At 59.7% G+C, this 24,843-nt stretch carries 24 protein-coding genes and 1 other RNA gene; 4 read left to right on the forward strand and 21 right to left on the reverse strand.

What is annotated here, in order from left to right:
- Window positions 1-45: 45 nt before the first annotated feature.
- The 16 genes from ftsA to rsmI all read right to left on the reverse strand — a co-directional run bounded on the left by ftsA (window position 46) and on the right by rsmI (window position 17,172).
- A complete protein-coding gene (gene ftsA, locus GV818_RS20375; RefSeq protein ID WP_161756725.1) occupies window positions 46-1,305 on the reverse strand; it encodes a cell division protein FtsA in 1,260 nt (419 codons plus the stop codon).
- 14 nt (window positions 1,306-1,319) lie between these two features.
- Window positions 1,320-2,189: a cell division protein FtsQ/DivIB gene (locus GV818_RS20380; protein ID WP_161756726.1), complete on the reverse strand. Its 870-nt coding sequence runs from the start codon at window positions 2,187-2,189 to the stop codon at window positions 1,320-1,322.
- 4 nt (window positions 2,190-2,193) lie between these two features.
- Window positions 2,194-3,150: a D-alanine--D-alanine ligase gene (locus GV818_RS20385; RefSeq protein ID WP_161756727.1), complete on the reverse strand. Its 957-nt coding sequence runs from the start codon at window positions 3,148-3,150 to the stop codon at window positions 2,194-2,196.
- On the reverse strand, window positions 3,147-4,601 hold the full coding sequence (gene murC / locus GV818_RS20390; RefSeq protein WP_161756728.1) for a UDP-N-acetylmuramate--L-alanine ligase: 1,455 nt from the start codon (window positions 4,599-4,601) through the stop codon (window positions 3,147-3,149). The genes GV818_RS20385 and murC overlap by 4 nt, the downstream gene beginning before the upstream one ends.
- Window positions 4,594-5,664 carry an undecaprenyldiphospho-muramoylpentapeptide beta-N-acetylglucosaminyltransferase gene (gene murG, locus GV818_RS20395; protein ID WP_161756729.1) on the reverse strand — a complete coding sequence of 357 codons (1,071 nt, stop codon included), beginning with the start codon at window positions 5,662-5,664 and terminating at the stop codon, window positions 4,594-4,596. Before murG ends, murC begins: the two co-directional genes overlap by 8 nt.
- Window positions 5,654-6,871 (reverse strand): putative lipid II flippase FtsW, encoded by a 1,218-nt coding sequence (gene ftsW / locus GV818_RS20400; protein ID WP_161756730.1) that lies wholly within the window; start codon window positions 6,869-6,871, stop codon window positions 5,654-5,656. The genes murG and ftsW overlap by 11 nt, the downstream gene beginning before the upstream one ends.
- Window positions 6,868-8,214, reverse strand: coding sequence for a UDP-N-acetylmuramoyl-L-alanine--D-glutamate ligase (murD, locus tag GV818_RS20405; protein ID WP_161756731.1), 1,347 nt, complete (start codon window positions 8,212-8,214; stop codon window positions 6,868-6,870). Before murD ends, ftsW begins: the two co-directional genes overlap by 4 nt.
- Window positions 8,215-8,219: 5 nt before the next feature.
- The gene (gene mraY / locus GV818_RS20410; RefSeq protein WP_161756732.1) at window positions 8,220-9,302 is read right to left on the reverse strand and encodes a phospho-N-acetylmuramoyl-pentapeptide-transferase; all 1,083 of its coding nucleotides are present in this window, start codon (window positions 9,300-9,302) and stop codon (window positions 8,220-8,222) included.
- Complete coding sequence (locus GV818_RS20415; RefSeq protein WP_161756733.1) at window positions 9,302-10,684, reverse strand: UDP-N-acetylmuramoyl-tripeptide--D-alanyl-D-alanine ligase; 1,383 nt, start codon at window positions 10,682-10,684, stop codon at window positions 9,302-9,304. The genes mraY and GV818_RS20415 overlap by 1 nt, the downstream gene beginning before the upstream one ends.
- Window positions 10,677-12,140, reverse strand: a complete 1,464-nt coding sequence (locus tag GV818_RS20420; protein ID WP_161756734.1) for a UDP-N-acetylmuramoyl-L-alanyl-D-glutamate--2,6-diaminopimelate ligase — start codon at window positions 12,138-12,140, stop codon at window positions 10,677-10,679. Before GV818_RS20420 ends, GV818_RS20415 begins: the two co-directional genes overlap by 8 nt.
- A complete protein-coding gene (locus tag GV818_RS20425; protein WP_161756735.1) occupies window positions 12,140-13,879 on the reverse strand; it encodes a peptidoglycan D,D-transpeptidase FtsI family protein in 1,740 nt (579 codons plus the stop codon). Before GV818_RS20425 ends, GV818_RS20420 begins: the two co-directional genes overlap by 1 nt.
- Entirely contained in the window at window positions 13,876-14,169 is a 294-nt protein-coding gene (gene ftsL, locus GV818_RS20430) for a cell division protein FtsL (protein ID WP_161756736.1), read from the reverse strand. The genes GV818_RS20425 and ftsL overlap by 4 nt, the downstream gene beginning before the upstream one ends.
- A complete protein-coding gene (gene rsmH, locus GV818_RS20435) occupies window positions 14,166-15,113 on the reverse strand; it encodes a 16S rRNA (cytosine(1402)-N(4))-methyltransferase RsmH (protein ID WP_372242107.1) in 948 nt (315 codons plus the stop codon). The genes ftsL and rsmH overlap by 4 nt, the downstream gene beginning before the upstream one ends.
- A complete protein-coding gene (gene mraZ / locus GV818_RS20440; protein ID WP_011063319.1) occupies window positions 15,110-15,565 on the reverse strand; it encodes a division/cell wall cluster transcriptional repressor MraZ in 456 nt (151 codons plus the stop codon). Before mraZ ends, rsmH begins: the two co-directional genes overlap by 4 nt.
- 308 nt (window positions 15,566-15,873) lie before the next feature.
- Window positions 15,874-16,227: RNase P RNA component class A (gene rnpB / locus GV818_RS20445), an RNA gene on the reverse strand.
- A 72-nt stretch (window positions 16,228-16,299) separates the two neighbouring features.
- Window positions 16,300-17,172, reverse strand: a complete 873-nt coding sequence (gene rsmI / locus GV818_RS20450; protein WP_161756903.1) for a 16S rRNA (cytidine(1402)-2'-O)-methyltransferase — start codon at window positions 17,170-17,172, stop codon at window positions 16,300-16,302.
- A gap of 219 nt (window positions 17,173-17,391) precedes the next feature.
- Between rsmI and GV818_RS20455 the strand changes: the two genes are divergently transcribed.
- From GV818_RS20455 to GV818_RS20470, 4 genes are all read left to right on the forward strand, one after another.
- Window positions 17,392-19,203 (forward strand): penicillin-binding protein activator, encoded by a 1,812-nt coding sequence (locus GV818_RS20455; protein WP_161777360.1) that lies wholly within the window; start codon window positions 17,392-17,394, stop codon window positions 19,201-19,203.
- On the forward strand, window positions 19,203-19,574 hold the full coding sequence (locus tag GV818_RS20460) for a YraN family protein (protein ID WP_161756738.1): 372 nt from the start codon (window positions 19,203-19,205) through the stop codon (window positions 19,572-19,574). The genes GV818_RS20455 and GV818_RS20460 overlap by 1 nt, the downstream gene beginning before the upstream one ends.
- 104 nt (window positions 19,575-19,678) lie before the next feature.
- Window positions 19,679-20,272 (forward strand): phosphoheptose isomerase, encoded by a 594-nt coding sequence (locus GV818_RS20465; RefSeq protein WP_024073509.1) that lies wholly within the window; start codon window positions 19,679-19,681, stop codon window positions 20,270-20,272.
- Entirely contained in the window at window positions 20,269-20,847 is a 579-nt protein-coding gene (locus GV818_RS20470; RefSeq protein WP_161756739.1) for a BON domain-containing protein, read from the forward strand. Before GV818_RS20465 ends, GV818_RS20470 begins: the two co-directional genes overlap by 4 nt.
- Window positions 20,848-20,900: 53 nt before the next feature.
- Here the strand turns inward: GV818_RS20470 and GV818_RS20475 are convergent, their stop codons facing one another.
- From GV818_RS20475 to petA, 5 genes are all read right to left on the reverse strand, one after another.
- Entirely contained in the window at window positions 20,901-21,317 is a 417-nt protein-coding gene (locus tag GV818_RS20475; protein WP_161756740.1) for a ClpXP protease specificity-enhancing factor, read from the reverse strand.
- Between the two features lie 16 nt (window positions 21,318-21,333).
- Entirely contained in the window at window positions 21,334-21,951 is a 618-nt protein-coding gene (locus tag GV818_RS20480; protein ID WP_161777361.1) for a glutathione S-transferase N-terminal domain-containing protein, read from the reverse strand.
- 152 nt (window positions 21,952-22,103) lie between these two features.
- Window positions 22,104-22,883 carry a cytochrome c1 gene (locus GV818_RS20485; protein ID WP_161756742.1) on the reverse strand — a complete coding sequence of 260 codons (780 nt, stop codon included), beginning with the start codon at window positions 22,881-22,883 and terminating at the stop codon, window positions 22,104-22,106.
- On the reverse strand, window positions 22,883-24,094 hold the full coding sequence (locus GV818_RS20490) for a cytochrome b (RefSeq protein ID WP_161756743.1): 1,212 nt from the start codon (window positions 24,092-24,094) through the stop codon (window positions 22,883-22,885). Before GV818_RS20490 ends, GV818_RS20485 begins: the two co-directional genes overlap by 1 nt.
- Window positions 24,094-24,687 carry a ubiquinol-cytochrome c reductase iron-sulfur subunit gene (gene petA, locus GV818_RS20495; protein WP_011063329.1) on the reverse strand — a complete coding sequence of 198 codons (594 nt, stop codon included), beginning with the start codon at window positions 24,685-24,687 and terminating at the stop codon, window positions 24,094-24,096. The genes GV818_RS20490 and petA overlap by 1 nt, the downstream gene beginning before the upstream one ends.
- Window positions 24,688-24,843: the final 156 nt, after the last annotated feature.

The following is a 24,843-nucleotide window of genomic DNA, read 5'->3' on the forward strand; positions in this document are numbered from 1 at the left end:
CTGCCTACTGCCTGTTGCTTGAAACTTACTGCTTGAAACTGTTTGTCAAAAATTGCCTTGTACCCAGCTCTTGATGCGATCGAGCAAGGCGGCCTTGGGTTCGTCGTTGCTGTAGCTGTCGCGACTGCCGATGCCGGAGAACGAGATACCGTCGGACTGTTTCTGCAGTCCGTACAGCAGCAAGCCAACGCCGGTGGAATAGATCGGGTTGCGCACCACGTCGGACAGGCCCTTGACACTGTGGGGCACGCCCAGGCGAACCGGCATGTGGAAAATTTCCTCGGCCAATTCAACTGCGCCTTCCATCTTCGAAGTACCACCGGTGAGCACGATGCCCGCCGGAATCAGGTCTTCGTAGCCACTGCGGCGCAGCTCGGCCTGGATCAGGGTGAAGAGTTCGTCGTAACGCGGCTCGACCACCTCGGCCAGGGCCTGGCGCGACAGTTCGCGCGGTGGACGATCGCCAACGCTTGGCACCTTGATGGTTTCACCGGCACCGGCCAGCTTGGCCAGGGCGCAGGCGTAACGGATCTTGATTTCCTCGGCGTACTGGGTCGGGGTACGCAGGGCCATGGCGATGTCGTTGGTCACCTGGTCGCCGGCAATCGGGATCACCGCGGTGTGGCGGATCGCGCCTTCGGTGAAGATCGCCATGTCGGTGGTGCCGCCGCCGATGTCCACCAGGCATACGCCCAGTTCTTTCTCGTCGTCAGTGAGTACCGAGTAGGCCGAGGCCAGTTGCTCGAGGATGATGTCGTCGATTTCCAGGCCACAGCGACGCACGCACTTCTCGATGTTCTGCGCCGCGTTCACCGCACAGGTCACCACGTGCACCTTGGCTTCCAGGCGTACGCCGGACATGCCCAGGGGCTCGCGAACGCCTTCCTGGTTATCGATCACGTAATCCTGCGGCAGGGTGTGCAGGACCCGCTGGTCAGCCGGGATCGCCACGGCCTGTGCCGCGTCCAGTACCCGCTCCAGGTCCGCCGAGCTGACTTCACGGTCGCGGATCGCCACGATGCCGTGGGAGTTGAGGCTGCGAATGTGATTGCCCGCCACACCGACGAACGCCGAGTGAATACGGCAGCCCGCCATCAGTTGCGCTTCTTCCACCGCACGCTGGATCGACTGCACGGTGGACTCGATGTTCACCACCACGCCCTTCTTCAGGCCGCGGGAAGGATGGGTGCCGATGCCGACGATTTCCAGCGAGCCATCGGCCGCGACTTCGCCCACCAGCGCCACCACCTTGGAGGTGCCGATATCCAGGCCGACGATCATTTTGCCGCTTTGCACATTTGCCATGGTCCTGCCTCTTCTTAATTCTTCGCGACGGCAGGTTGCGCCGTCGTGGGTGCCGCTGGATCGCGCCAGCCAACGGCGAGGCCGTTGGCGTAGCGCAGATCGATGCGCGCGATGTTCGTAATCTGTTCTTTCAACGTTTTTTCATAAATGGCAATGAAGCGGCGCATCTTCTCCACCAGATGATCGCGACCCAGCAGCAACTCGATACCCGGGCCGGCACTGCCGGCGCCGGTGGTCAGGAACCAGCTGCCGCGCTCGCGCAGCTCCAGACGGGCGATCGAGAAGCCCAGCGGCCGCAGCATCTGGCTCAACACCTGATACTGCTGCATCACTTGCTGCTGGGCCCGCTGCGGCCCGAACAACTGCGGCAAATGTTCATAGTTCGCCAGTTCACGCGGAGTGAAGGCCTGGCCCTGGTTGTTCAACAGTGCCTCGTCGCCCCAGCGGGCCACCGGCAGTTGTTCTTCCAGGCGAATCACCACTTGGTCCGGCCACACCCGACGAACTTCGGCGTGAGCGATCCAGGGCATCTGTTCCAGCTCGGTGCGCATGCTCGCCAGGTCGATGGTGAAGAAGCTCGCCGCGACGTAAGGCGCGATCCGCTGCTGCACCGCCTGCTGGCTGATGTAGCTCAAGTCCCCCTGCACGGCGATCTTGGTGATCGGCCGGTCGGCATAGGGCAGCAAACGCTGGGCGCCTTCATAGGTGCCAAACCCCAATGCCACCAGCAACACCGGCCAGAACAGGCTTTTCAGAAAGCCGAAGTTGGCTTTCGGCAGGCGCACCGACATCGGCTCTTTGGCCACCATTCGGCTGGCACCCCGCGGCACCGGCTTGCGGCCGGGTGCGGGTTGCTGCTGATGACGAAGCGACGCGCCTTGCATGGACTTAACCTCTCGCCTCAAGACTGGCTGCCAGGATGGCCAATACCAACTGCTGGAAATCCAACCCGGCCGCACGTGCGGCCATTGGCACCAGACTGTGATCGGTCATGCCTGGAGCAGTGTTCACTTCCAGGAACCAGAACTGCCCCTGAGCGTCCTGCATCACATCGGCACGTGCCCAACCGGCGATACCGAGTGCCTCACAGGCTTTCGCCGTGAGGTCCATGAGTTCCTGTTCCTTGGAGTGTTCAAGCCCGCACGGGATCCGGTACTGGGTATCGGAAGCCAGGTACTTGGCGTCGTAGTCGTAAAAAGTGTGGGGAGTGCCCAGAGCGATAGGTGGCAAGACCTGGTCACGCAGGGTCGCGATGGTGAACTCCGGACCTTGGATCCATTGCTCGACCAACACTTGCGAATCGTAGGTACTGGCCGCCTTCCATGCATCGATCAACTCAGACGCGGAAGTCACCTTGGCCATACCGATACTGGAGCCTTCATGAGCCGGTTTGACGATCAAAGGCAGGCCCAGTTCCGCCACCGCGGAAATACAGTCGGCCTCGGAGCTCAATACTGCGTGGCGCGGCGTCGGAATGCCCAGGCTGTGCCACACCTGCTTGGTGCGCAACTTGTCCATGGCCAGGGCCGAAGCGAGGATGCCGCTGCCGGTGTAAGGAATGCCCAGGCACTCCAGCAGGCCTTGCATGCTGCCGTCTTCACCGCCACGGCCGTGAAGAATAACGAAGGCACGATCGATCTTCTCGCTCAGCAGGCGCTGCAGCAGGTCGTCGCCGACGTCGATGCCGAAGGCGTTCACACCGCCGCTCTGCAGGGCCTCAAGCACGGCCTGGCCGGACTTCAGCGAGACTTCGCGCTCGGCGCTCTTGCCGCCATACAGCACGGCAACGCGACCGAAATCACTCGGCTTTACGGTGGAGAACAGGTTGGCGTAGGCAGCAGTCATTTCGCCCCCTTGCCAGCGGCCACAGCACCGGCAAACAGCGGGCTGTTGAGCAGTTTTGGCGCCAGGCCGCCGATATCACCGGCGCCCTGACACAGCAGGATGTCGCCGGCGCGCAGCAACGGCTTGACCAGCGGCGCCAGATCGACGCCACGTTCGATGTAGATCGGGTCCAACTGGCCACGTTGACGGATGCTGTGGCACAGCTGGCGGCTATCAGCACCGGGGATCGGCTCTTCGCCGGCCGGGTAGACCTCCATCAACAGCAATACGTTGGCATCGGCCAGCACCTGCACGAAGTCGTCGTACAAGTCGCGGGTACGGCTGAAACGGTGCGGCTGGTAGACCATCACCAGGCGGCGCTCAGGCCAGCCACCACGCACGGCCTTGATCACGGCCGCAACCTCGGTCGGGTGGTGCCCGTAGTCGTCCACCAGCATCACGTTGCCGCCTTCCACAGGCAATTCGCCATAGACCTGGAAGCGTCGGCCGACGCCCTGGAAGCCCGACAGCCCCTGAACAATGGCTTCATCGCTGATGCCTTCGTCAGTGGCGATACAGATAGTCGCCAGGGAGTTCAGCACGTTGTGGTTGCCAGGCATATTCACCGACACGTCCAGCGGCTCGCGGTCGCGACGCAGCACGGTGAAGAAAGTCTGCATGCCTTGCTGACGAACATTGATGGCGCGCACGTCAGCTTCTTCACTGAAGCCGTAAGTCACGGTCGGACGCTTCACCTGCGGCAGGATATCGCGCACCACCGGGTCGTCCAGGCACATCACCGCCAACCCGTAGAATGGCAGGTTGTGCAGGAAATCGACGAAGGTTTTCTTCAGTTTGTTGAAGTCACCGTCGTAGGTCGCCATATGGTCGGCGTCGATGTTGGTGACTACAGCCACCAGCGGCTGCAGGTGCAGGAAGCTGGCATCGCTTTCGTCAGCTTCGGCGATCAGGTAGCGGCTGGTGCCCAACTGTGCATTGGTACCGGCAGCATTGAGCCGGCCGCCGATGACGAAGGTCGGGTCCAGGCCGCCAGCGGCAAAAACCGAGGCCAACAGGCTGGTGGTGGTGGTCTTGCCGTGGGTGCCGGCCACGGCAACGCCGTGACGGTAGCGCATCAGCTCGGCGAGCATTTCCGCCCGTGGCACCACCGGAATACGTCGTTCCAGAGCAGTAGCGACTTCCGGGTTGGAGGTGTTCACCGCGCTAGACACGACCAATACATCGGCATTGGCGGCGTTCTCGGCACGGTGACCGATATAGATATGCGCGCCAAAGGACTCCAGGCGCTCGGTGACCGGCGACGCCTTGAGATCGGAGCCGGACACTTCATACCCAAGGTTCAGCAGTACTTCGGCGATCCCGCACATACCCACGCCGCCGATGCCGACGAAGTGGATACGACGGATACGGCGCATTTCCGGTTGTGGCATGGCTTTTTGATTCTCAACCATGGGCCACCTCCAGACAGATATTCACCACATTCTGGGTGGCATCGGGTTTGGCCAGGCGGCGCGCAGCTTGGGCCATGTTGTCGAGTCGTTCTGGTTGCATCAAAACCTCTGTCAGGCGAGCGGCAAGGTCCGCTGCACCAGTCGTTCTTTGCGGCATCAGGAAGGCAGCGCCTTCATGTGCCAAATATTCGGCATTGCGGGTCTGGTGATCGTCGATCGCATGGGGCAGAGGCACCAGCATCGAGGGCAGACCGGCGGCAGCCAGTTCACTGACGGTCAACGCACCTGCGCGACAGACCACCAGATCGGCCCAGCCATAGGCTTGGGCCATGTCTTTGATGAAGGGCTGCACCTGCGCCTCGACGCCGGCGGCGCGATAGCGCTCTGCAGTGACTTCATCGTGATTTTTACCGGCCTGATGGAACACCTCCGGGCGCAGCTCGGGGGCGACCTGTGCCAGGGCTTCCGGCAGTAGCTTGTTCAACGGCTCTGCCCCCAGGCTTCCGCCCAGGATCAGCAAACGCGCCTTGCGTCCGGCCAGGGCCTCGCGCGGTGTTTCGAGGAACAGTTCGGTACGTACCGGATTGCCCGTGGTGCGGCGACTGCCGGACGCCCCGAAGGTGTCCGGGAAAGCTTCGCAGACTCGGGCGGCCAACGGCACCAGCAGCCGATTGGCGGTACCGGCCACCGCGTTCTGCTCGTGAACGATTACCGGCACTCCGGACAGCTTGGCGGCAACACCACCAGGGCCGGTCACATAACCGCCAAAACCCAGCACACAGACCGGCTTCAGTTGACGAATGATCCGCCGGGCCTGGAGCACCGCCTTGATCAACACGAACGGCGCCTTGAGCAGGGACAGCTTGCCCTTGCCCCGCAGCCCGGTGACGTTGATCAGGTGCAACGGCAGCCCTGCTGCCGGGACCAGGTCGTTCTCGATCCCTCGCGGGGTACCCAGCCAGTGCACGCTGTAGCCGCGGGCCTGGAACTCGCGAGCGCAAGCCAGCGCCGGGAACACGTGGCCGCCGGTGCCGCCGGCCATGATCAGCACGTTAGCGCCCATGGGTCGGCTCCTCGGCAAAGTCACTTTCACTGAACTCCATCTCTTCACTGCCCAGGTGGGTCCGACTCTCCCACTCGATGCGCAGAAACAACCCGAGACAGGCACAGCAGATCACCAACGAACTGCCGCCATAACTGAGGAATGGCAAGGTCAAGCCCTTGGTCGGCAGCAGGCCGACGTTCACCCCGATATTGATCAGGAACTGGCCGATCCACAGGAACGACAGGCCATAAGCGACATAGGCAGCAAAGAACTGCTTGGCTTTCTCGGCCCACAAGCCGATGTACATCCCACGAATACAGACAAAGACGAACAGCGCCAGGGTGCACAGCGAACCTACCGCGCCCAGCTCTTCGGCCAATACCGAGAACACGAAGTCGGTGTGGGCTTCCGGCAGGTAGAACTGTTTCTGCACGCTGTTGCCCAGGCCAACGCCCAGCCACTCACCGCGACCGAAGGCGATCAACGCCTGGGACAGCTGATAACCCGCACCGAACTGGTCAGCCCAGGGGTCGGCAAAGTTGGTCAAGCGCGCCATTCGGTAAGGCTGCATCTGAATCAGCAAAACCACCGCCGCGACCGCCAGGACCACCATCAAGGAAAAACGGAACAACCCGACGCCGCCGAGGAACAACATCGCCGCCGCCGCCGCCATCATCACCACCGTGGCACCAAAGTCCGGTTCCATCAGCAGCAGGCCCGCCATCGGCAGCAGAACAATGAACGGCTTGAAGAAGCCCATCCAACTTTCACGCACCTCTTTCTGACGTCGCACCAGGTAGCCGGCGAGGTAGATCACCACGAACACTTTGGCGATCTCGGAAGGCTGCACGTTGAAGAAGCTGAAGCCGATCCAGCGCATCGAGCCGTTCACTTCACGACCGATCCCCGGGATGATCACCATCACCAGCAGACCGAACGCGCCAATCAGCATCAGCCAGCCCAGGCGTTGCCAGGTAGCGATGGGAATCATCATGGTGACGACGCAGGCCACCAGGCCCAGCAAGATATAGATCAGGTGACGCGTCATGTAATACAGCGCGCTGCCCGACTGGGCCGCCGCCACTTCGGTCGAAGCCGATGCAATCATGACCAGCCCAAGCCCCAGCAGCGTCAGGCAACCGACGAGCATCGGGAAATCGAGGTCGATACCGCGCCCGGTGATGATCGGCGATGGGTAGGGCTTGATGATGTTTCTCAGGTTCATGCCAGATCCTCCACGACGCGGACGAACTGGTGACCACGGTCTTCATAATTCTTGAACATGTCGAAACTGGCGCAGGCAGGCGATAGCAGCACCACGTCACCGGCTTGGGCGGTGGCACGGCATTGCGCTACGGCGTCGAGCAGCGAGCCAACGCGAATCAACGGCACGGCATCGCCGATGGCCTCACCGATCTTGTCGGAGTCGCGGCCCATCAAGATCACGGCGCGGCAGTTGGCCGCCACCGGATCACGTAGATCCTTGAACTCGGCACCCTTGCCATCGCCACCGGCGATCAGCACGACCTTGCCGTCGATGTCAGCACCCAGCCCTTCGATGGCAGCCAGTGCAGCACCGACGTTGGTGGCTTTGGAGTCGTTGTAATAGCCCACACCATCCAGGTCGCGCACCCACTGACAGCGGTGCTCGAGGCCGGCGAAGGTGCGCAGCGCCGAGAGCATGGCCTCGAACGGCAAGCCAACCGCATGCCCCAGGGCCAATGCCGCCAGGGCGTTGGACTGGTTATGGGCACCGCGGATCTTCAGCTCGCGCACCGGCATCAGGTTGTGGAATTCGAAAGCCAAGTACTTTTCGCCATTCTCTTCGCGCAGGCCAAAGGCCTTGAAGTCGGGCGTGCTCAGGCCGAAGGTCCAGCACGGCAGGCCCTCGCTCATCAGCGGGCGAGACAAGGCATCCTGGCGATTGACCACCACCTGCCGGGCACCACGGAAGATCCGGTGCTTGGCCAGGTGATACGCCGGCAGACCGCTGTAGCGGTCCATATGGTCTTCGCTGACGTTGAGCACGGTGGCCACTTCAGCGCCCAATTGGTCGGTGGTTTCCAGCTGGAAACTGGACAGCTCCATGACATACAACTCGATGTCGTCGCTGAGCAGGTCCAGAGCCGGAGTACCGAGGTTGCCGCCTACCGCTACACGCTTACCCGCCGCGGCGGCCATTTCGCCCACCAGGGTGGTCACGGTGCTCTTGGCGTTGGAGCCGCTGATGGCGACGATCGGCGCCTTCGCGTTACGCGCGAACAGTTCGATATCACCGGACAATTTCACGCCACGGGCGGCCGCGGCCTGTAACGCCGGGGTCGCCAGGGCCAGGCCGGGGCTCACGTACAGCTCGTCGGCGCGGCACAGGAACTCGACATCCAAGTCGCCACAACGCACTTCCACCTGCGGATAGTCACGACGCAACGTGGCCAGTTCAGGTGGATTGTCCCGCGTATCGGCCACTGCAAAAGCAACGCCCCGGCTCGCCAGGAAGCGAACCAGGGACATGCCGCTCTTGCCGAGGCCGACAACGATGCGGAAGTGGTCAGAAGCGATCAGAGACACTCGTTCTACCTCAGCTTCAGGGTGGCAAGGCCGATCAACACGAGGATCACGGTAATAATCCAGAAACGGACGATCACGCGTGGCTCGGGCCAGCCCTTGAGTTCAAAGTGGTGGTGAATCGGCGCCATGCGGAACACTCGCCGACCGGTCAATTTAAAGGAGGCGACCTGGATCACTACGGACAGGGTTTCCATCACGAACACACCGCCCATGATGAACAGGACGATTTCCTGACGCACGATCACCGCAATAGTGCCCAAGGCCGCGCCCAGCGCCAGCGCACCGACATCGCCCATGAACACTTGCGCCGGGTAGGTGTTGAACCACAGGAAACCCAGGCCGGCACCGATCAACGCGCCACAGAAGACAATCAGCTCCCCCGCTCCCGGTACATAAGGAATCAGCAGGTATTCGGCGAACTTCACGTTACCCGACAGGTAGCAGAAGATCCCCAGCGCACCGCCGACCATTACCGTCGGCATGATCGCCAGGCCATCGAGGCCATCGGTCAGGTTGACCGCGTTGCTGGAGCCGACGATGACGAAGTAGGTCAGGACCACAAAGCCGATACCCAGGGGAATGCTCACGTCCTTGAGCATCGGGATCAGCAGAGTGGTTTCCACCGGGCTCTGCGCAGTCACATAAAGGAAGATCGCGGCAGCCAGGCCGAACACCGATTGCCAGAAGTACTTCCAGCGGCTGGGCAGCCCACGGGAGTTTTTCTCGATCACTTTGCGATAGTCATCGACCCAGCCGATGGCACCGAACGCCAGGGTCACCAGCAACACCACCCACACATAATGGTTGCGCAGGTCGGCCCAAAGCAGGGTGCTGATACCGATGGCAGAAAGAATCAGTGCCCCGCCCATGGTCGGGGTGCCCGACTTGGACAGGTGCGACTGCGGGCCATCGTTACGCACGGACTGGCCAATCTGCCGGTTCTGCAGAGTACGGATCATCCACGGACCCAGGCACAGCGACAAAGACAGAGCCGTCAGTACTCCGAGAATCCCGCGCAGGGTCAGGTACTGAAAGACCGCAAAGCCTTTGTAGAACTGTTGCAGGTACTCCGCTAGCAGCAGCAGCATTAATGTTTCTCTCCGTTTTTTTCTTGAAGATGGGGACCACACAAAGCCGCGACGATGTTTTCCATCACCGCGCTGCGCGATCCCTTGATCAAAATTGTGGTGTTTGGGTCTTGCTCGACGCCCAGGGCGGCAATCAGATCAGCCTGACTGGCAAAGTGGCGCGCGTGCTCGCCAAAGGCGGCGACGGCATGAGCCATCATCGGGCCTACGGCGTAGAGGGCCGAAACCTTGTCAGCGGCATACGCACCTACTTCGCGGTGCCCCTGCTCCGCCCACTCGCCCAACTCGCCGATGTCTCCGAGCACCAGGACGGTGCGGCCGGAAAAGCCGGTGAGTATATCAACGGCAGCGCACATTGAGGTGGGGTTTGCGTTGTAAGTGTCATCGATCACCCGCATGCCATTTTTCGCCAGCTGCACGACGGTGCGTCCCTTGACCGGTTGCACCGCATTCAGGCCGGTGACGATGCCAAATAGCGACACGCCCATGGCGTGGGCCGCGGCTGCAGCGGCCAGGGCATTGGCGACGTTATGCGTGCCCAGCAGGTTCAACTGGACCCGTTCCACACCCTTGGGGCTGTGCAACTTGAAGGACGGGCAGCCGCGGGCGTCACGGCCCATCTCAGAGGCATGAAAGTCGGCGGCACTGTTGCTCAGGGCGAAGCTCAGCACCTGACGAGCACCTGCGCGAGCCTTCCAGATCGGGAACGCCTTATCGTCCAGGTTGAGCACGGCAATCCCGGCAGTATCGAGCCCTTCAAGGATTTCACCCTTGGCCTCGACGATTTTCTCCGGACCGCCAAACTCACCGACGTGAGCGGTACCGGCGTTACTGATGATTGCTACATGAGGTCGAGTCATGGCCACGGTGTAGGCAATCTCGCCGATGCGCGACGCGCCGAGCTCAATCACCGCAGCGGTGTGTTCCGGGGCCAGCTCCAACAGCGTCAGCGGCGCGCCCAGATCATTATTCAAGTTGCCACGAGTGGCCAGCACCGGACCACGGGTGCGCAAGATGCTGGCGAGCATTTCCTTGACCGTGGTCTTGCCACTGGAACCGGTCACCGCAGCAACCGGACGGGTAAAGGCTCCGCGGTTGAGCGCGCCCAATTGCCCCAGCGCCAGACGGGTATCCTTGACCAGCAGTTGCGGCAGCGTGCTATCGGCAACTTCACGTTCCACCAACGCCGCCACCGCACCTTTACTCGCCACGTCATTCAAGTAGTCGTGGCCATCAAAACGCGGGCCGGTCAGGGCAACAAACAGCTGCCCGGCCTGGATTGCCCGACTATCAATACTGACACCGCTGAAACGAACATCGCCCGCGATCAGGCGGGCGTCCAACGGAGCTGATACGTCACTGAGCCTCAAGACTTTAAGCACGGGCCACCTCCCACGCAGTCAAAGCTTTATCCGCCTCGGCCAGGTCAGAGAAGGCATGGCGCTGGCCATTGATTTCCTGGTAGTCCTCATGGCCCTTGCCCGCCAGAACCACCACATCATCGGCCGATGCAGAAGCAATCAAGCGGGCGATCGCCAGACCACGACCGGCGACAAAGTCGACCTTGTCCACCGTGTTGAAGCCGGCGCGAATGTCGTCGAAAATTTGTGCTGGGTCTTCGCTGCGCGGATTGTCATCGGTGACCAGCACGCCGTCGGCCAGACGCTCGACCACTTCCGCCATCAATGGACGCTTGCCGCGATCACGATCGCCACCGCAGCCGAACAGGCACAGCAAACGACCCTTGGCGTGGGGACGCAGGGCCTGCAGGACCTTTTCCAGGGCGTCCGGGGTATGGGCGTAATCGACCACTACCAACGGCTGGGTACCGCCGCCCAGGCGCTGCATGCGTCCAGCAGGACCTTCCAGTTTGGGCAGGACTGCAAGGATTTCATCCAGCGCATACTCCAGGCCCAGCAACGCTCCCACGGCAGCCAGCACATTGCTCAGGTTGAAGCGCCCGAGCAGGCTGCTGCGCAGATGATGTTCGCCTTGCGGGGTCACCAGAGTCGCGCGCACGCCGTCGTCGTCAAAATTCGCTTCGCGGCAGAACAGGTAGGCAGCAGAGTCTTCGAGGCTGTAGGTGATCAATCGCGACTCGTGCTTGTCCGCCGCCAATTGCCGCCCAAAGCCGTCGTCGAGATTGATCACCCGGCAACGCAGGTCGGTCCAATTGAAGAGCTTGGCCTTGGCCGCACCATAGGCTTCCATGGTCCCGTGATAATCCAGATGATCACGGGACAAATTGGTCAGCACTGCCACATCGAACGCCAGGGCTGCCACGCGCCCCTGATCCAGGCCGTGAGAGGAAACCTCCATGGCTACGGCTTTGGCGCCGGCATTCTTCAGGTCAGCCAGGGTTGCCTGCACGGCAATCGGGTTCGGCGTGGTGTGCAAACCACTTTCCAGTGCGCCATGGAACCCCGTGCCCAGGGTGCCCACCAGCCCGCAGCGCTGGCCGAGCAGATCCAGCGCCTGGGCCACCAACTGGGTGACGCTGGTCTTACCGTTGGTACCGGTCACGCCTATCAGGTTCAACTGACGACTTGGATCGCCGTAGAAGCGCCCGGCAATATCCGAGAGCTGCGCCGCCAGGCCCTTGACGGGAATCAGCGGCGCATCGGTCAGCGGCAATACCGTTGCCCCTTCGACCTCATAGGCCACCGCAGCCGCACCGCGTTGCAATGCGTCGGCGATGTGCGCACGACCATCGAACTTGGCACCGGGTACCGCCAGGAACAGATCGCCAGCGCGAACATTTCGGCTGTCCAGGGTCAACTCGCGGATCAACAGGTCACGACCGGCGTGGGCGAAAATCTTATTCAGGCTAAGAGACATTAGCCGCGCCCTCCATTGGCTCGTACAGGTGTACCGGGTGCCGCGTTGGCCTGTTGCGTAGTCGGCAGGTTATCCGGGGTGATGTTCATCAAACGCAGGGTTCCGGACATTACTTTGCTAAATACCGGCGCGGATACCAGGCCACCGAAGTAACCGGCTTTGCTTGGCTCATCGATCACCACCACGATGGCGTAGCGTGGATCGCTCATGGGGCCAAAGCCGGCAAACAGTGAGCGATAGGAATTCTCGGCATACCCTTTGGTACCTACCGAAGTCTTACGCGCCGTACCACTCTTGCCCGCCACGTGATAGGCCGGCACCTGGGCACGGAACACGCCACGAGGTGCTTCAATCACTTGCTGCAGCATGCCCTGCATGGTCTTGGCGATGTTTTCCGGAATCACCTGCGTGGTTTGCGGAGCCTTGTCGGACTTGATCAGCGTGAGTGGAGCGATGCGCCCGTTGTTGGCCAATGCAGAGAATGCGTGAACCAACTGGATCGCCGTCACCGACAGGCCGTAGCCATAAGACAGGGTCGCGGTTTCGGCTTTGCGCCACTCGCGATAGTTCGGCAGGTTACCGACCCGCTCGCCAGGGAAGCCAAGGCCCGTGTCCTGGCCCAGACCGATCTTCTGCGCCAGACGGAAAATGGTTTCACCACCAATATCGAAGGCGACCTTACTCATGCCCACGTTACTGGAGTTGATCAGGATCCCGGTCAGGTCGAGCACCGGCCCTTCGGTCTTGGAGACGTCGCGGATGGTGTACTTGCCCAACTGCAGAGTGCCCGGGTAGACCTCCACGGTATCGCTGGGCTTCCAGCGACCGGTTTCCAGCGCAGCACTCATGGAGATCGCCTTCATGGTCGAGCCTGGCTCGAACACGTCGATCATCGCGCGGTTACGCATCATCGCTGGCTGCAGGTTGCGGCGGTTGTTGGGGTTGTAAGTCGGCTGGTTGACCATGGCGAGGATCTCGCCAGTCTTCACATCCATGATCACCAGGCTGCCGGCCTTGGCGCCGTTCTCGACAATGGCGTTGCGCAGTTCGCGGTTGGCCAGATACTGCAGGCGCAGGTCGATCGACAACGCCAAAGGCTTGCCGGCCTTGGCGTTCTTGGTGACCTGAACATCCTTGATCAACCTGCCACGCCGGTCCTTGATCACCTGACGCTTACCAGCAACCCCCGCAAGCCATTCGTCATAGGCCAGTTCGACCCCTTCACGACCACGGTCATCGATGTCGGTAAAACCCACCATGTGTGCGGTCACTTCACCGGCCGGATAGAACCGCCGGAACTCCTCAATGCCATAGACACCTGGAACCTTCAGATCGAGCACAGCCTGGCCCTGTTCCGGAGTCAGACCCCGAACCAGGTAGATGAATTCTTTGTTGGCCTGGGCCTCAAGACGCTCGCTCAAGACTTTCGGATCCTGCCCCAGGGCCATAGCCAGCGCTGGCCAACGGTCCTTGGCCAATTGCATTTCCTTGGCGTTGGCCCACAAGGTCGTCACCGGCGTACTCACCGCCAACGGCTCGCCGTTGCGGTCAGTGATCAAGCCACGGTGTGCAGGAATAGGAATATGGCGGACGCTACGCGCATCGCCTTGCCCCTTGAGGAAGTCACGGTCGACCACTTGCAAGTCGATAATGCGCCAGGCAATTGCCGACACCATGATTGCCAGCAAGCCCAACACCAGACGAAAACGCCAAGGATAGAGAGCGCCTTCAAGTTTCATGGCGTCACCATGCGAACTTCAGCAGCACCGGGGATGTGCATTTTCAGCTGTTCGGTGGCCAGCACTTCGATCCGGCTGTGGGCAGTCCAGGTGCTTTGCTCAAGAATCAGCCGACCCCATTCGGCCTGGGCCTTGTCACGCACACTCAGCTCGCCAAACAGCGTATTGAGTAGCTGACGGTTCCAGTGGGCGCTGTAGGACACCGCAATCGCGGAAACCAAAACCCCAACAAATAGCAGGAGCATGAAAAAGCTTCCGCCTGGAAGTGGCTTGGCGAAAAGCTTGCTCACCGAAGCTTCTCCGCGATACGCATGACAGCACTACGGGAGCGGGGGTTGGCTTTGAGTTCAGCCTCGGAGGCGAACTGCGCTTTGCCATGAACCTTGATTTTCGGCACAAAAGCTTCAAAACGTACCGGCAGGTTGCGCGGCAGATTATCGGACTCACCTTTTACCAGGCGCCGCATGAACAGCTTGACGATGCGATCTTCCAGGGAGTGGAAGCTGATCACCACCAGGCGACCACCGATTTCCAAGGACTCCAGTGCAGCTTCAAGGCCGGCCTCGAGATCGCCCAGTTCGTTATTCACGTGAATGCGCAAACCCTGAAAAGCGCGGGTAGCCGGGTTCTTGCCCTTCTCCCAAGCCGGGTTGGCGACTTTCAATACTTCGGCCAGATCAGCAGTACGCTCGAAAGGCTGGATCTCACGCCGCTCAACCACTGCGCGCGCCATACGACCAGAGAAGCGCTCTTCACCGTACTCCTTGAATACCCGGGCGATTTCTTCCACGGGCGCCGTGGCAATGAACTGCGCAGCACTGACGCCACGCGTTGGATCCATACGCATATCCAGCGGGCCATCATTGAGAAAGCTGAAACCACGCTCAGGGTCGTCCAGCTGTGGCGACGACACCCCCAGGTCCAGCAACACACCACTGACCTTGCCTGCCAGGCCGCGATCAGCGACCTCGGAACCAAGCTCGGCAAAGCTGCGCTGTACAACGACAAAGCGGCCGTCTTCGGCCGCTAGCGCTTGCCCGGTGGCAATCGCTTGTGGGTCCTTGTCAAATCCAAGGAGCCGGCCGTCCGGCCCGAGCTTGCTGAGAATCAGCCGGCTATGCCCGCCACGGCCGAAGGTGCCATCTAAATAGCAGCCATCAGGGCGTACGGCGAGAGCCTCGACGGCTTCGTCAAGCAGCACGGTGATGTGGTTAAAGCCGCTATCAATAGTCACAGGATCAAATCACGCAGTTCATCAGGCATCGCGCCCGGTTGTTGAATAGCCGCCAGGTCCGCTGCAGAGACAGCATTCCAGGCATCCTCGTCCCACAATTGGAACTTGTTCAGTTGGCCCACCAGCATTGCGCGCTTATCCAACTTGGCATATTCACGCAGGCGCGGCGGCACCAGAAAACGACCACTGCCATCGAGTTCAAGATCGACGGCATTACCAATCAGCAAACGCTGTAAACGACGGTTTTCTTCACGCAGCGAAGGCAGTGCGCGCAGTTTGGTTTCTATAAGCTCCCACTCATCGAGGGGATAAACACACAAACAAGGATCAACAGCGTCAATCGTGACGATTAACTGCCCGGAACTTCGCGAAACGAGCTCGTCACGATACCGGCTCGGCATGGCGAGACGGCCTTTTGCATCGAGACTGATAGCGTTAGCTCCGCGAAACACGTCAGCGTTTCTCCAATTTTTAGCGTTTTACGCTCAAAAAACCCACTTCATGCCACTTTCCGCCACTTGCGCACACTATAGGAATGCGCCCATACCACCGTCAAGGCGCGCAGCGACGGAAAAGCCTTATAGAACGGAGATTTAGGACGCAAAAAGGAGAGGTAACGAGAATTAGGGGGGCGTTCCAGAGCATTAACTTCAGACAGCTCATTGAGCTACAGCACGAAGTTAAAGTGATTTGTTAAGAGTAAGATTTTTTCGGTATTACAAGAACGCTTCTGCTATTGATTCAAGCAGGGAGGGAAAAGGTGGAGAGTCGATCTGTAAGCCGGGTTCTGTCGAGGACAGTCATTCCTCTACGATGGCCATCACTGGACATCTTTAGCAACCTACCCGGTTCCAGCGCGGGCCACGCCTTGGAACCCTATTTGGTCTTGCTCCGAGTGGGGTTTACCTAGCCACGAACTGTTACCAGACGTGCGGTGCGCTCTTACCGCACCTTTTCACCCTTACCGGCACCGAAGTGCTTAGGCGGTTATTTTCTGTGGCACTTTCCGTAGGCTCGCGCCTCCCAGGCATTACCTGGCACTCCGCCCTATGGAGCCCGGACTTTCCTCCCCCCTCTAATTTTCATAGAGGGCAGCGACTGTCCAATCGACTCTCCGCCGCGCAGATTAACGGCAGAGCGGCCTAAGAACAAGCGCTAAAAGCCTTTGGCCACCCTGCTACGTAATTTATTGCCCCTTCTGTTTATCCAGGGCCACCTGATACAGCACATTCTTGCGCTCACCGGTAATTTCAGCAGCCAACGCAGCCGCCCTCTTGAGCGGCATCTCCTTGAGCAGCAAATCAAGAATACGCATCGACTCACTGCTGATCGCTTCGTCACTTTCCGGCACCGTCCATCCCGCGACCAACACCACGCACTCTCCACGCTGCTGATTGCTGTCGGACTCGACGAACTGGCGCAACTCGGAAAGCGGCAAGCCCTTGAGGGTTTCGAAGGTTTTGGTCAGTTCACGAGCCAGCAACGCCGGCCGCTCACCACCGAACACCGACTCCATGTCCTGCAGACACTCGAGAATGCGATGCGGCGCCTCATAGAAAATCAGCGTCCGCGGCTCTTCCTTGACCAACTCCAGTCGCGCCCGACGCCCAACGGCCTTGGCCGGCAGAAATCCCTCGAAGATAAACCGATCCGACGGCAGGCCCGCTGCCGACAGCGCTGCGATCAGCGCACAAGCCCCTGGCACCGGCACCACGTTGATACCTGCGGCCCGAGCCTGGCGCACCAAGTGATAACCCGGATCGGAAATCAGCGGGGTACCAGCATCGGAGATCAAGGCAACGTTATCGCCCGCCAATAAACGGGTAATGAAACGACTACCCTCATCACGCTCGTTATGCTCATGACAGGCTGCCAAAGGAGTGGAAATCCCGAAGTGCTGCATCAATCGCTGGGAGTGCCGAGTATCCTCAGCCGCGATCAATGACACCTCGCGCAATAACTTCAGGGCCCGAGCACTGATGTCATCCAGGTTGCCAATGGGCGTCGCCACCACATAAAGCGAGCCAGCAATGGAATTCAAAGGACCTGGAGCAGTCAAAGCGCACACCTCTTGATCGACAAAAGCGTCATTGTAGCGCGTTGAAGTCTTCTCAATACGCCTCACAATCGCGCAACGCTCCAGCCCATTGCGACCTTTTATGCACCACAGCAACATTTGCATCAGCTAAATAGACGGTTTATCACCTCTAACATCGCGCCCCGGCCAGCGCTTGGGTACAATTCCACGCTAATTTGATCGAGTATCAGGAACACTTACATGATCGCTTGCCTGCGGCTGTTTCTTGCCCTCTGCCTGGCTACCCTTCTGGTGGCTTGCGCCAGCTCGCCCTCCTCCAGTCTTGGCGAACTTCCACGGACACCGGATGCCAGCATCGAGCAGCTGCTCGAACAGGCCGCCGCCAGCAAAAGCCCGGACAAGGCCGCCCTCTTGCGCCTGAGCGCTGCTGACCTGGCCTATCGTCAAGGCAATGCCGGACGCGCCGGACAGATCCTCCAGCAAGTACCGCTGGACCAGCTCAAACCCGCCCAGCAGATCTTTGCCAGCACCCTGGCTGCAGAACTGGCGATGGTGCGCAATCAGCCAAAAGCTGCGCTGACCGCGCTGAGCCACCCCAGCCTGCAACACTTGGGCGAGTTGCCAGCAGCTCAGCAGATCCGTACCGGCAGCGTTTACGCTCGTGCCCTGGAAGCCGATGGCCAGACATTGGCCGCTGCAAAGCAGCGAATCCTGATCGCACCGCTACTGAAAGATGACGCCGCAGCGAAAAACCATGAGGCCATCTGGGCCCTGATTGCCGCCCTGCCCACCGATCAGTTGCAGCCTGCAGGCAACGACGACCTGGCCGGCTGGCTGAGCCTGGCCCTGGCAGTCAAGACTGCGGGCACCCTGGAGCAGCAACAGGCAGCCATCGATAACTGGCGCGCGCAGAATCCGAAGCACCCTGCCGCCCTTCAACTGCCGCAACCGCTGATCAAGCTCAAGGAACTGGCCAGCCAGCCGATTTCGAAAATCGCTTTGCTGCTGCCACAGGACGGCCCTCTGGCTTCAGTCTCCAAAGCGCTGCGTGAAGGCTTCATGGCCGCTCACTATCAGGCTCAGCAAGCCGGACAAAAACCACCTAGCATCGAGTTCTACGACAGCTCGCGCCTGAGCTCCCTGGATGACTTCTACCGCAAGGCCCAGGCTGCCGGCGTGCAACTGGTGGTTGGCCCGCTGGAAAAACCACTGGTCAAGCAACTCGCCGCGCGCCCACAACTGCCGATCACTACCCTTGCCCTGAACTACAGCGAGGGCGAACAAGGCCCGGCGCAGTTGTTCCAGTTTGGCCTGGCGGCAGAAGACGAAGCTCGTGAAGTTTCTCGCCGCGCCCGCGCCGATGGTTTGCATCGTGCTGCTGCGCTGGTCCCCAAAGGCGAGTGGGGCGACCGCGTGCTGAAGGCCTTCCGCCAGGATTGGGAAGCCAATGGCGGTAGCGTGATCGGTATCGAACGCGTTGACCAACCTGTCGCCTTGGCCCAGCAGATTGCCGACCTGTTCAAATTGCGCCAAAGCGAAGGCCGCGCCAAGAGCCTGCAGAGCACCGTAGGCACTCAAGTCGCCGCACAACCATCGCGCCGCCAGGACATCGAGTTCATTTTCCTCGCTGCCACTCCGCAACAGGCCCAACAGATCAAGCCGACCCTGAACTTCCAGTACGCTGGCGACGTTCCGGTGTACGCCACCTCCAACGTGTTCAGCGCCAGCGGGGACCAGAACCAGTACAACGACATGAATGGCGTGATGTTCTGCGAAACGCCTTGGCTGCTGGATGCCAACGGCACTCTGCGCCGTCAGGTCACCGCACAATGGCCACAAGCCGGAGGCAGCCTCGGCCGTCTTTACGCCATGGGGGCCGACGCCTATCGCCTGGCGCCACGCCTGGGCCAACTCAAGGCTTTGCCAGACAGCCGGATAGAAGGTGAATCCGGCAGCCTGGGCATGGCCGCAGGCCAGCGCATCGAACGCCAGTTGCCATGGGCCAAGTTCGTCGGGGGCCAGGTCACTCGCCTGCCCGACACGCCGCGCTAATGCCTCAAGGATCACGCCAGCAAAGCGGAAGAGATGCCGAGTGCCAAGCACTCAGGCATCTGCAGCAGCAAGGACTGCGCCTATTGGCGCAGAACTGGCTGTGTAAGCGCGGCGAGCTTGATCTGGTCATGCTTGACGGCGATACAGTAGTATTCGTCGAAGTCCGCTACAGACAACACACTCAATGGGGTGGCGCGCTGGGCAGTATCGATGGGCGCAAGCGCCAAAAGCTGATCCTCGCTGCGCAGAGCTTCCTGCAACGCGAATCACGCTGGTCCAACCACCCCTGCCGTTTCGACGTGGTCGCCATTGACGGCAGCCCGGGTGCAGAAGCCCACTTGAACTGGCTACGCAATGCCTTTGACAGCTGAAAGACGCCCTCAGGCCGCACCCATTTTCACTCAACTTTTTTGCTCTTTGCTTTGCGGGCTGCACATTCACGTGCCACCAAGCCGCGCCACTTAAGGTCACACAGATGGACATGCAATCCCGAATTCGCCAGCTTTTTCAGGCCAGTATCGATACCAAGCAACAGGCGATGGACGTACTTGCACCGCACATCGAGCAAGCCAGCCAGGTCATGGTCAACGCCCTGCTCAACGAAGGCAAAATGCTCTCCTGTGGCAACGGTGGCTCCGCCGGCGACGCCCAGCACTTCTCCTCCGAGCTGCTCAACCGCTTTGAACGTGAACGCCCCAGCCTGCCGGCGATTGCCCTGACCACCGACAGCTCGACCATTACCTCGATTGCCAACGACTACAGCTACAACGAAATCTTCTCCAAACAGATCCGCGCCCTGGGCCAGCCCGGCGATGTGTTGCTGGCGATTTCCACCAGTGGCAACTCGGCGAACATTATTCAAGCCATCCAGGCCGCACATGATCGAGAAATGATTGTCGTAGCATTGACCGGCCGCGACGGCGGCGGCATGGCTTCGCTGCTACTGCCCGAAGATGTCGAGATTCGCGTCCCGGCCACCGTCACTGCACGTATTCAAGAAGTCCACCTGCTGGCGATCCACTGCCTTTGCGACTTGATCGACAGCCAATTGTTCGGGAGTGAAGAATGACCCCTAATCGCCTTGGCCTTCTAGCCCTGACCTTGTGTCTAAGCATCACTGGTTGCAGCTCGGTGATCACCGCCACCCGCGACAAGCCCATTGATGATGATCGCGGTACTCGCACCTTCGGCAGCAAGATCGACGACTCACTGATCGAGACCAAAGTCAGCGTCAACGTCGCCAAAGCCAACCCGGACCTGGAAAACAACTCGCACATCGTCGTCAGCAGCTTCAACGGCATCGTTCTGCTGGCGGGCCAGACACCGCGCGCCGACCTCAAGGCCATGGCCGAGCAGGCCGCCAGCGAGGTACAGCGGGTCAAGAAGGTCCATAACGAACTGCAGGTACTACCGCCTTCCGGATTTCTGGCGCGCCAGAACGATGGCTGGCTGACCACCAAGATCAAGACCCAGATGCTCGCCGACGCTAGCGTACCCGCCTCGCGCATCAAGGTCGTGACCGAGAACGGCATCGTTTACCTGCTGGGCCTGCTGACCCAACAGGAAGCCGCTCAAGCCACCAACCTGGTGCAGGGCGTTTCCGGCGTACAGAGAATCGTCAAATTGTTTGAATACATCGACTGACACGCAGCTCTGACAGATACAAAAAAGGCGATCCATTCGGATCGCCTTTTTTATTACTTGACCACCTTCAAGCTCGGCCGGCCACTTGGACGCGGCGGCTCACTGTCAGGTGGCGGCATATCATCATCCGACTCGACGCCCTCTTCATCTTCATCAAGAGACGACTCGAGATCGAAGACCATACCCTGGCCATTCTCTCGCGCGTAAATCCCGAGAATCGCAGCGATAGGCACGTGCAAGCTGTGAGGCACACCACCAAAGCGTCCCTCAAAGGTCACGGCATCGTTGTCCATGTGCAGATGGCGCACAGCACTGGGCGAAATGTTCAGGACGATCTGTCCGTCACTGGCAAAGCCCTGGGGCACCTGCACCGCCGGGTACTCGGAATTCACCAGCATGTGCGGGGTGCAATCGTTGTCCACAATCCACTCATAGAGCGCACGGACCAGATAAGGTCGACTGGAGTTCATAGCGGCTCCTTAAGCCTCAGCGCATATCACGTTCGACACCAGACAGACTCGCCTGGAAAGCCTCACGCGCAAATTGACGCTCCATATAATCGAGCAACGGCTTGGCCTGCCGCGGCAGTTCAATACCCAGAATCGGCAATCTCCAGAGTATGGGCAGTAGGCAGCAGTCCACCAGGCTTTGTTCCTCACTGAGGAAAAATGGCTTGTCTGCGAATAGCGGAGAAACTCCGGTCAAACTTTCACGCAATTCCTTACGCGCCAGCACCCGAGCGGCTTCCTTGGTTCGAGCATCAAGAATCAAGTCCACCTGCCCACACCAGTCACGCTGAATCCGGTGTATCAGCAAACGGCTATTAGCCCGCGCCACAGGATAAACCGGCAGCAATGGTGGGTGCGGATAACGCTCATCCAGGTACTCCATCACCACTGTCGACTCCCACAACGCCAGGTCACGATCGACCAGCGTAGGCAAGCTCCCGTATGGATTCACTTCGATCAGCTTTGGCGGCTGACGACCCGCCTCCACACTGATGATCTCGGCGCTGACACCTTTCTCCGCAAGCACAATGCGCACCCGGTGGGAATAGTGGTCGGCGGGGTCGGAGTAACAGGCCAACCGATTGGTCACGCCCATGGCGGTCCTCCTCGCTTGTTGAAATTATCGGAAGCAGAAAAAACGAGCGCGCCCTGAAGGCGCCTCTGGTAACACCCGGATGATACAGGGTTGTTACAGTTTCAGAGACGCCCTTGGGCGCGCACGTTCAACAACTGATGCTTAAAACGTTATTAATGCACATCTTTCCAATATTCGCGCTTCAGCAGATAGGCGAACACGAAGAAGAAGGCCAGGTACAAGAGTACATAAGTACCGATGCGCTGGTGCTGCAGTTTGACCGGGTTGGCCGAGTAAGCCAGGAAGGTCACCAGATTCTTGACCTTCTCGTCGAACTGCGCCTCATTGAGGGTGCCCGTGTTTTCCTTGATGGTCAGCTGATCGCAAGCCTCATGCGTCAGAGGCGTGCCGGTCAGCGGATCGTATTGCTTCTTGCCGTCCTCGACAATCTGGACCTGCTTGCAACCAATCACCTGACGGCCTTGCAGACCGACCAGAACGTTAGGCATACCCACATTCGGGAACACCGTGTTGTTCACACCCCAAGGCCGCGAAGGGTCCTCGTAGAAGGACTTCAGGTAACCATAGAGCCAGTCGGTACCACGCACACGAGCTACCAAGGTCAGGTCCGGCGGCGCAGCACCGAACCAGGTCTTGGCATCCGCCGGCTGCATGCCGATGTTCATGTGGTCACCGATCTTTGCTCCGGTGAACACCAGATTGCTCAGCATCAGGTCGTGAGGGATGCCCAAGTCATCGGCAACTCGCTCATAACGCTGGAACTTGGCGCTGTGGCAGCCCATGCAGTAGTTGGCAAAGGTACGCGCACCATCTTGCAGGGCAGCTTTGTCAGACAGGTCGATGTCGACCTTTTCCAACTCAGGACCGTGCTCGGCTGCGAAAGACAATACAGGCATAGCAGCAAGAATCAGTACAGCAAATAGCTTTTTCATCAGCCAGTCACCCTTTCCGGAACCGGTTTGGTCTTCTCGAGCCTGGTATAGAACGGCATCAGAATGAAGTAGGCGAAGTACAGGAAGGTACACACCTGCGACAGCAACGTACGACCCGGAGTCGGTGCGAGCACGCCCAGCACTCCCAGGATCACGAACGAGATGCAGAACACCAGCAACCAGATCTTGCTCAGCATGCCTTTGTAGCGCATTGACTTGACCGGACTACGGTCCAGCCATGGCAGCACGAACAGCACGGCAATAGCGGCACCCATGGCAACAACACCCATGAGCTTGTCTGGGATTGCACGCAAAATTGCGTAGAACGGAGTGAAGTACCACACCGGAGCAATGTGCTCAGGCGTCTTGAACGCGTTAGCTTGTTCGAAGTTCGGTTTTTCGAGGAAATAACCACCCATTTCCGGAAAGAAGAACACGATCGAGCAGAAGATGAACAGGAACACCACCACGCCGACGATATCTTTCACGGTGTAGTAAGGGTGGAAAGGAATGCCGTCCAGCGGAATACCGTTCTCGTCCTTGTGCTTCTTGATGTCCACGCCATCCGGGTTGTTCGAACCCACCTCGTGCAACGCGAGGATATGCAGCACCACCAGGCCAAGAATAACGATTGGCAAGGCCACGACGTGCAAGGCGAAGAAGCGGTTCAAGGTGATCCCGGAAATCAGGTAGTCACCACGAATCCACTGGGTCAGGTCGTCACCGATAACCGGGATCGCACCGAACAGCGAGATGATCACCTGGGCACCCCAGTAGGACATCTGTCCCCAAGGCAACAGGTAGCCCATGAAGGCCTCGGCCATCAACGCCAGATAGATCAGCATGCCGAACAACCACACCAGCTCACGAGGCTTCTGGTAGGAACCGTAAAGCAGGCCACGGAACATGTGCAGATAGACCACGATGAAGAACGCCGAAGCGCCAGTGGAGTGCAGTAATCGCAGGATGGCGCCGTATTCGACGTCACGCATGATGTATTCAACGGAAGCAAAGGCTTCTTCCGCCGAAGGGGTGTAGCTCATGGTCAGCCAGACGCCGGTAACGATCTGATTGACCAGAACCAACAGTGCCAGGGAGCCAAAGAAATAGAAGAAGTTGAAGTTCTTCGGAGCGTAATACTTGCTGAGATGGTCTTCCCACATTTTGGTTGCGGGGAAGCGCGCATCCACCCAATCCATGAACTTGCTCATCACGCTTTCTCCGTGTCGACGCCAATGACGATGATGTCATCCGACTCATAGGAATGCGGCGGTACTGGCAGGTTCAAAGGCGCAGGTTGCGACTTGTAGACGCGACCAGCCAGATCGTAGTGGGAGCCGTGGCAAGGGCAGAAATAACCACCGACCCAATCCTTGCCCAGATCTGCGGGCGCCACTTCAGGACGGAAGGTCGGAGAACAGCCCAGGTGGGTGCAAATACCGATCAGCAGAAGGATCTCTGGCTTGATCGAACGCACTTCCGGGTCGACGTAGGTTGGTTGTACCGAGTTCTTGGAGTCCGGGTCAGATAGCTGGCCCTCGATCTTTTTAAGATTGCCCAGGATTTCCTCGGTACGGCGGACGATGAACACCGGCTGACCGCGCCACTCAGCAATCATCTGCTGGCCTGGATCGATCTTGCTGATATTCACTTTCACCGGTGCACCTGCGGCTTTCGCCTTGGCACTGGGAAACCATGACCCCACGAACGGGACCGCAGCCCCCACCGCTCCAGCAGCACCCACCACGGATGTGGCTGCTACCAAGAAGCGACGCCGGCCTGCATTCACGCCGTCATTGCTCATTCAGTCCTCTCCCATCAGCTTTGTGGCCTGTTAAATCAGGCATCTACTAAGTAAAAATCTGAACTTATAAAAATTTTGCCGAATGGTAATGAAAAGCCCCTATTCTGACAAGGTAATTACCAAGCTGGCCAAGCCAGAAGCCTTGCAGTATAGGGC

The sequence above is a fragment of the Pseudomonas sp. Fl4BN1 genome (genome assembly GCF_009908285.1).
In the GTDB taxonomy this organism is placed as follows: domain Bacteria; phylum Pseudomonadota; class Gammaproteobacteria; order Pseudomonadales; family Pseudomonadaceae; genus Aquipseudomonas.

Bases quoted from the DNA above. Each gene is read 5' to 3' on its own strand.
- GV818_RS20490 (WP_161756743.1), bottom strand. From the start codon at position 24,094: ATGAGCAAGTTCATGGATTGGGTGGATGCGCGCTTCCCCGCAACCAAA.
- murG (WP_161756729.1), bottom strand. From the start codon at position 5,664: ATGGGCGCTAACGTGCTGATCATGGCCGGCGGCACCGGCGGCCACGTG.
- GV818_RS20420 (WP_161756734.1), bottom strand. From the start codon at position 12,140: ATGTCTCTTAGCCTGAATAAGATTTTCGCCCACGCCGGTCGTGACCTG.
- GV818_RS20480 (WP_161777361.1), bottom strand. From the start codon at position 21,951: ATGGGCGTGACCAATCGGTTGGCCTGTTACTCCGACCCCGCCGACCAC.
- GV818_RS20385 (WP_161756727.1), bottom strand. From the start codon at position 3,150: ATGACTGCTGCCTACGCCAACCTGTTCTCCACCGTAAAGCCGAGTGAT.
- ftsW (WP_161756730.1), bottom strand. From the start codon at position 6,871: ATGAACCTGAGAAACATCATCAAGCCCTACCCATCGCCGATCATCACC.
- GV818_RS20460 (WP_161756738.1), top strand. From the start codon at position 19,203: ATGCCTCAAGGATCACGCCAGCAAAGCGGAAGAGATGCCGAGTGCCAA.
- mraY (WP_161756732.1), bottom strand. From the start codon at position 9,302: ATGCTGCTGCTGCTAGCGGAGTACCTGCAACAGTTCTACAAAGGCTTT.
- GV818_RS20380 (WP_161756726.1), bottom strand. From the start codon at position 2,189: ATGCAAGGCGCGTCGCTTCGTCATCAGCAGCAACCCGCACCCGGCCGC.
- murC (WP_161756728.1), bottom strand. From the start codon at position 4,601: ATGGTTGAGAATCAAAAAGCCATGCCACAACCGGAAATGCGCCGTATC.
- GV818_RS20485 (WP_161756742.1), bottom strand. From the start codon at position 22,883: ATGAAAAAGCTATTTGCTGTACTGATTCTTGCTGCTATGCCTGTATTG.
- GV818_RS20425 (WP_161756735.1), bottom strand. From the start codon at position 13,879: ATGAAACTTGAAGGCGCTCTCTATCCTTGGCGTTTTCGTCTGGTGTTG.
- GV818_RS20475 (WP_161756740.1), bottom strand. From the start codon at position 21,317: ATGAACTCCAGTCGACCTTATCTGGTCCGTGCGCTCTATGAGTGGATT.
- petA (WP_011063329.1), bottom strand. From the start codon at position 24,687: ATGAGCAATGACGGCGTGAATGCAGGCCGGCGTCGCTTCTTGGTAGCA.
- GV818_RS20470 (WP_161756739.1), top strand. From the start codon at position 20,269: ATGACCCCTAATCGCCTTGGCCTTCTAGCCCTGACCTTGTGTCTAAGC.
- GV818_RS20455 (WP_161777360.1), top strand. From the start codon at position 17,392: ATGATCGCTTGCCTGCGGCTGTTTCTTGCCCTCTGCCTGGCTACCCTT.
- GV818_RS20465 (WP_024073509.1), top strand. From the start codon at position 19,679: ATGGACATGCAATCCCGAATTCGCCAGCTTTTTCAGGCCAGTATCGAT.
- ftsA (WP_161756725.1), bottom strand. From the start codon at position 1,305: ATGGCAAATGTGCAAAGCGGCAAAATGATCGTCGGCCTGGATATCGGC.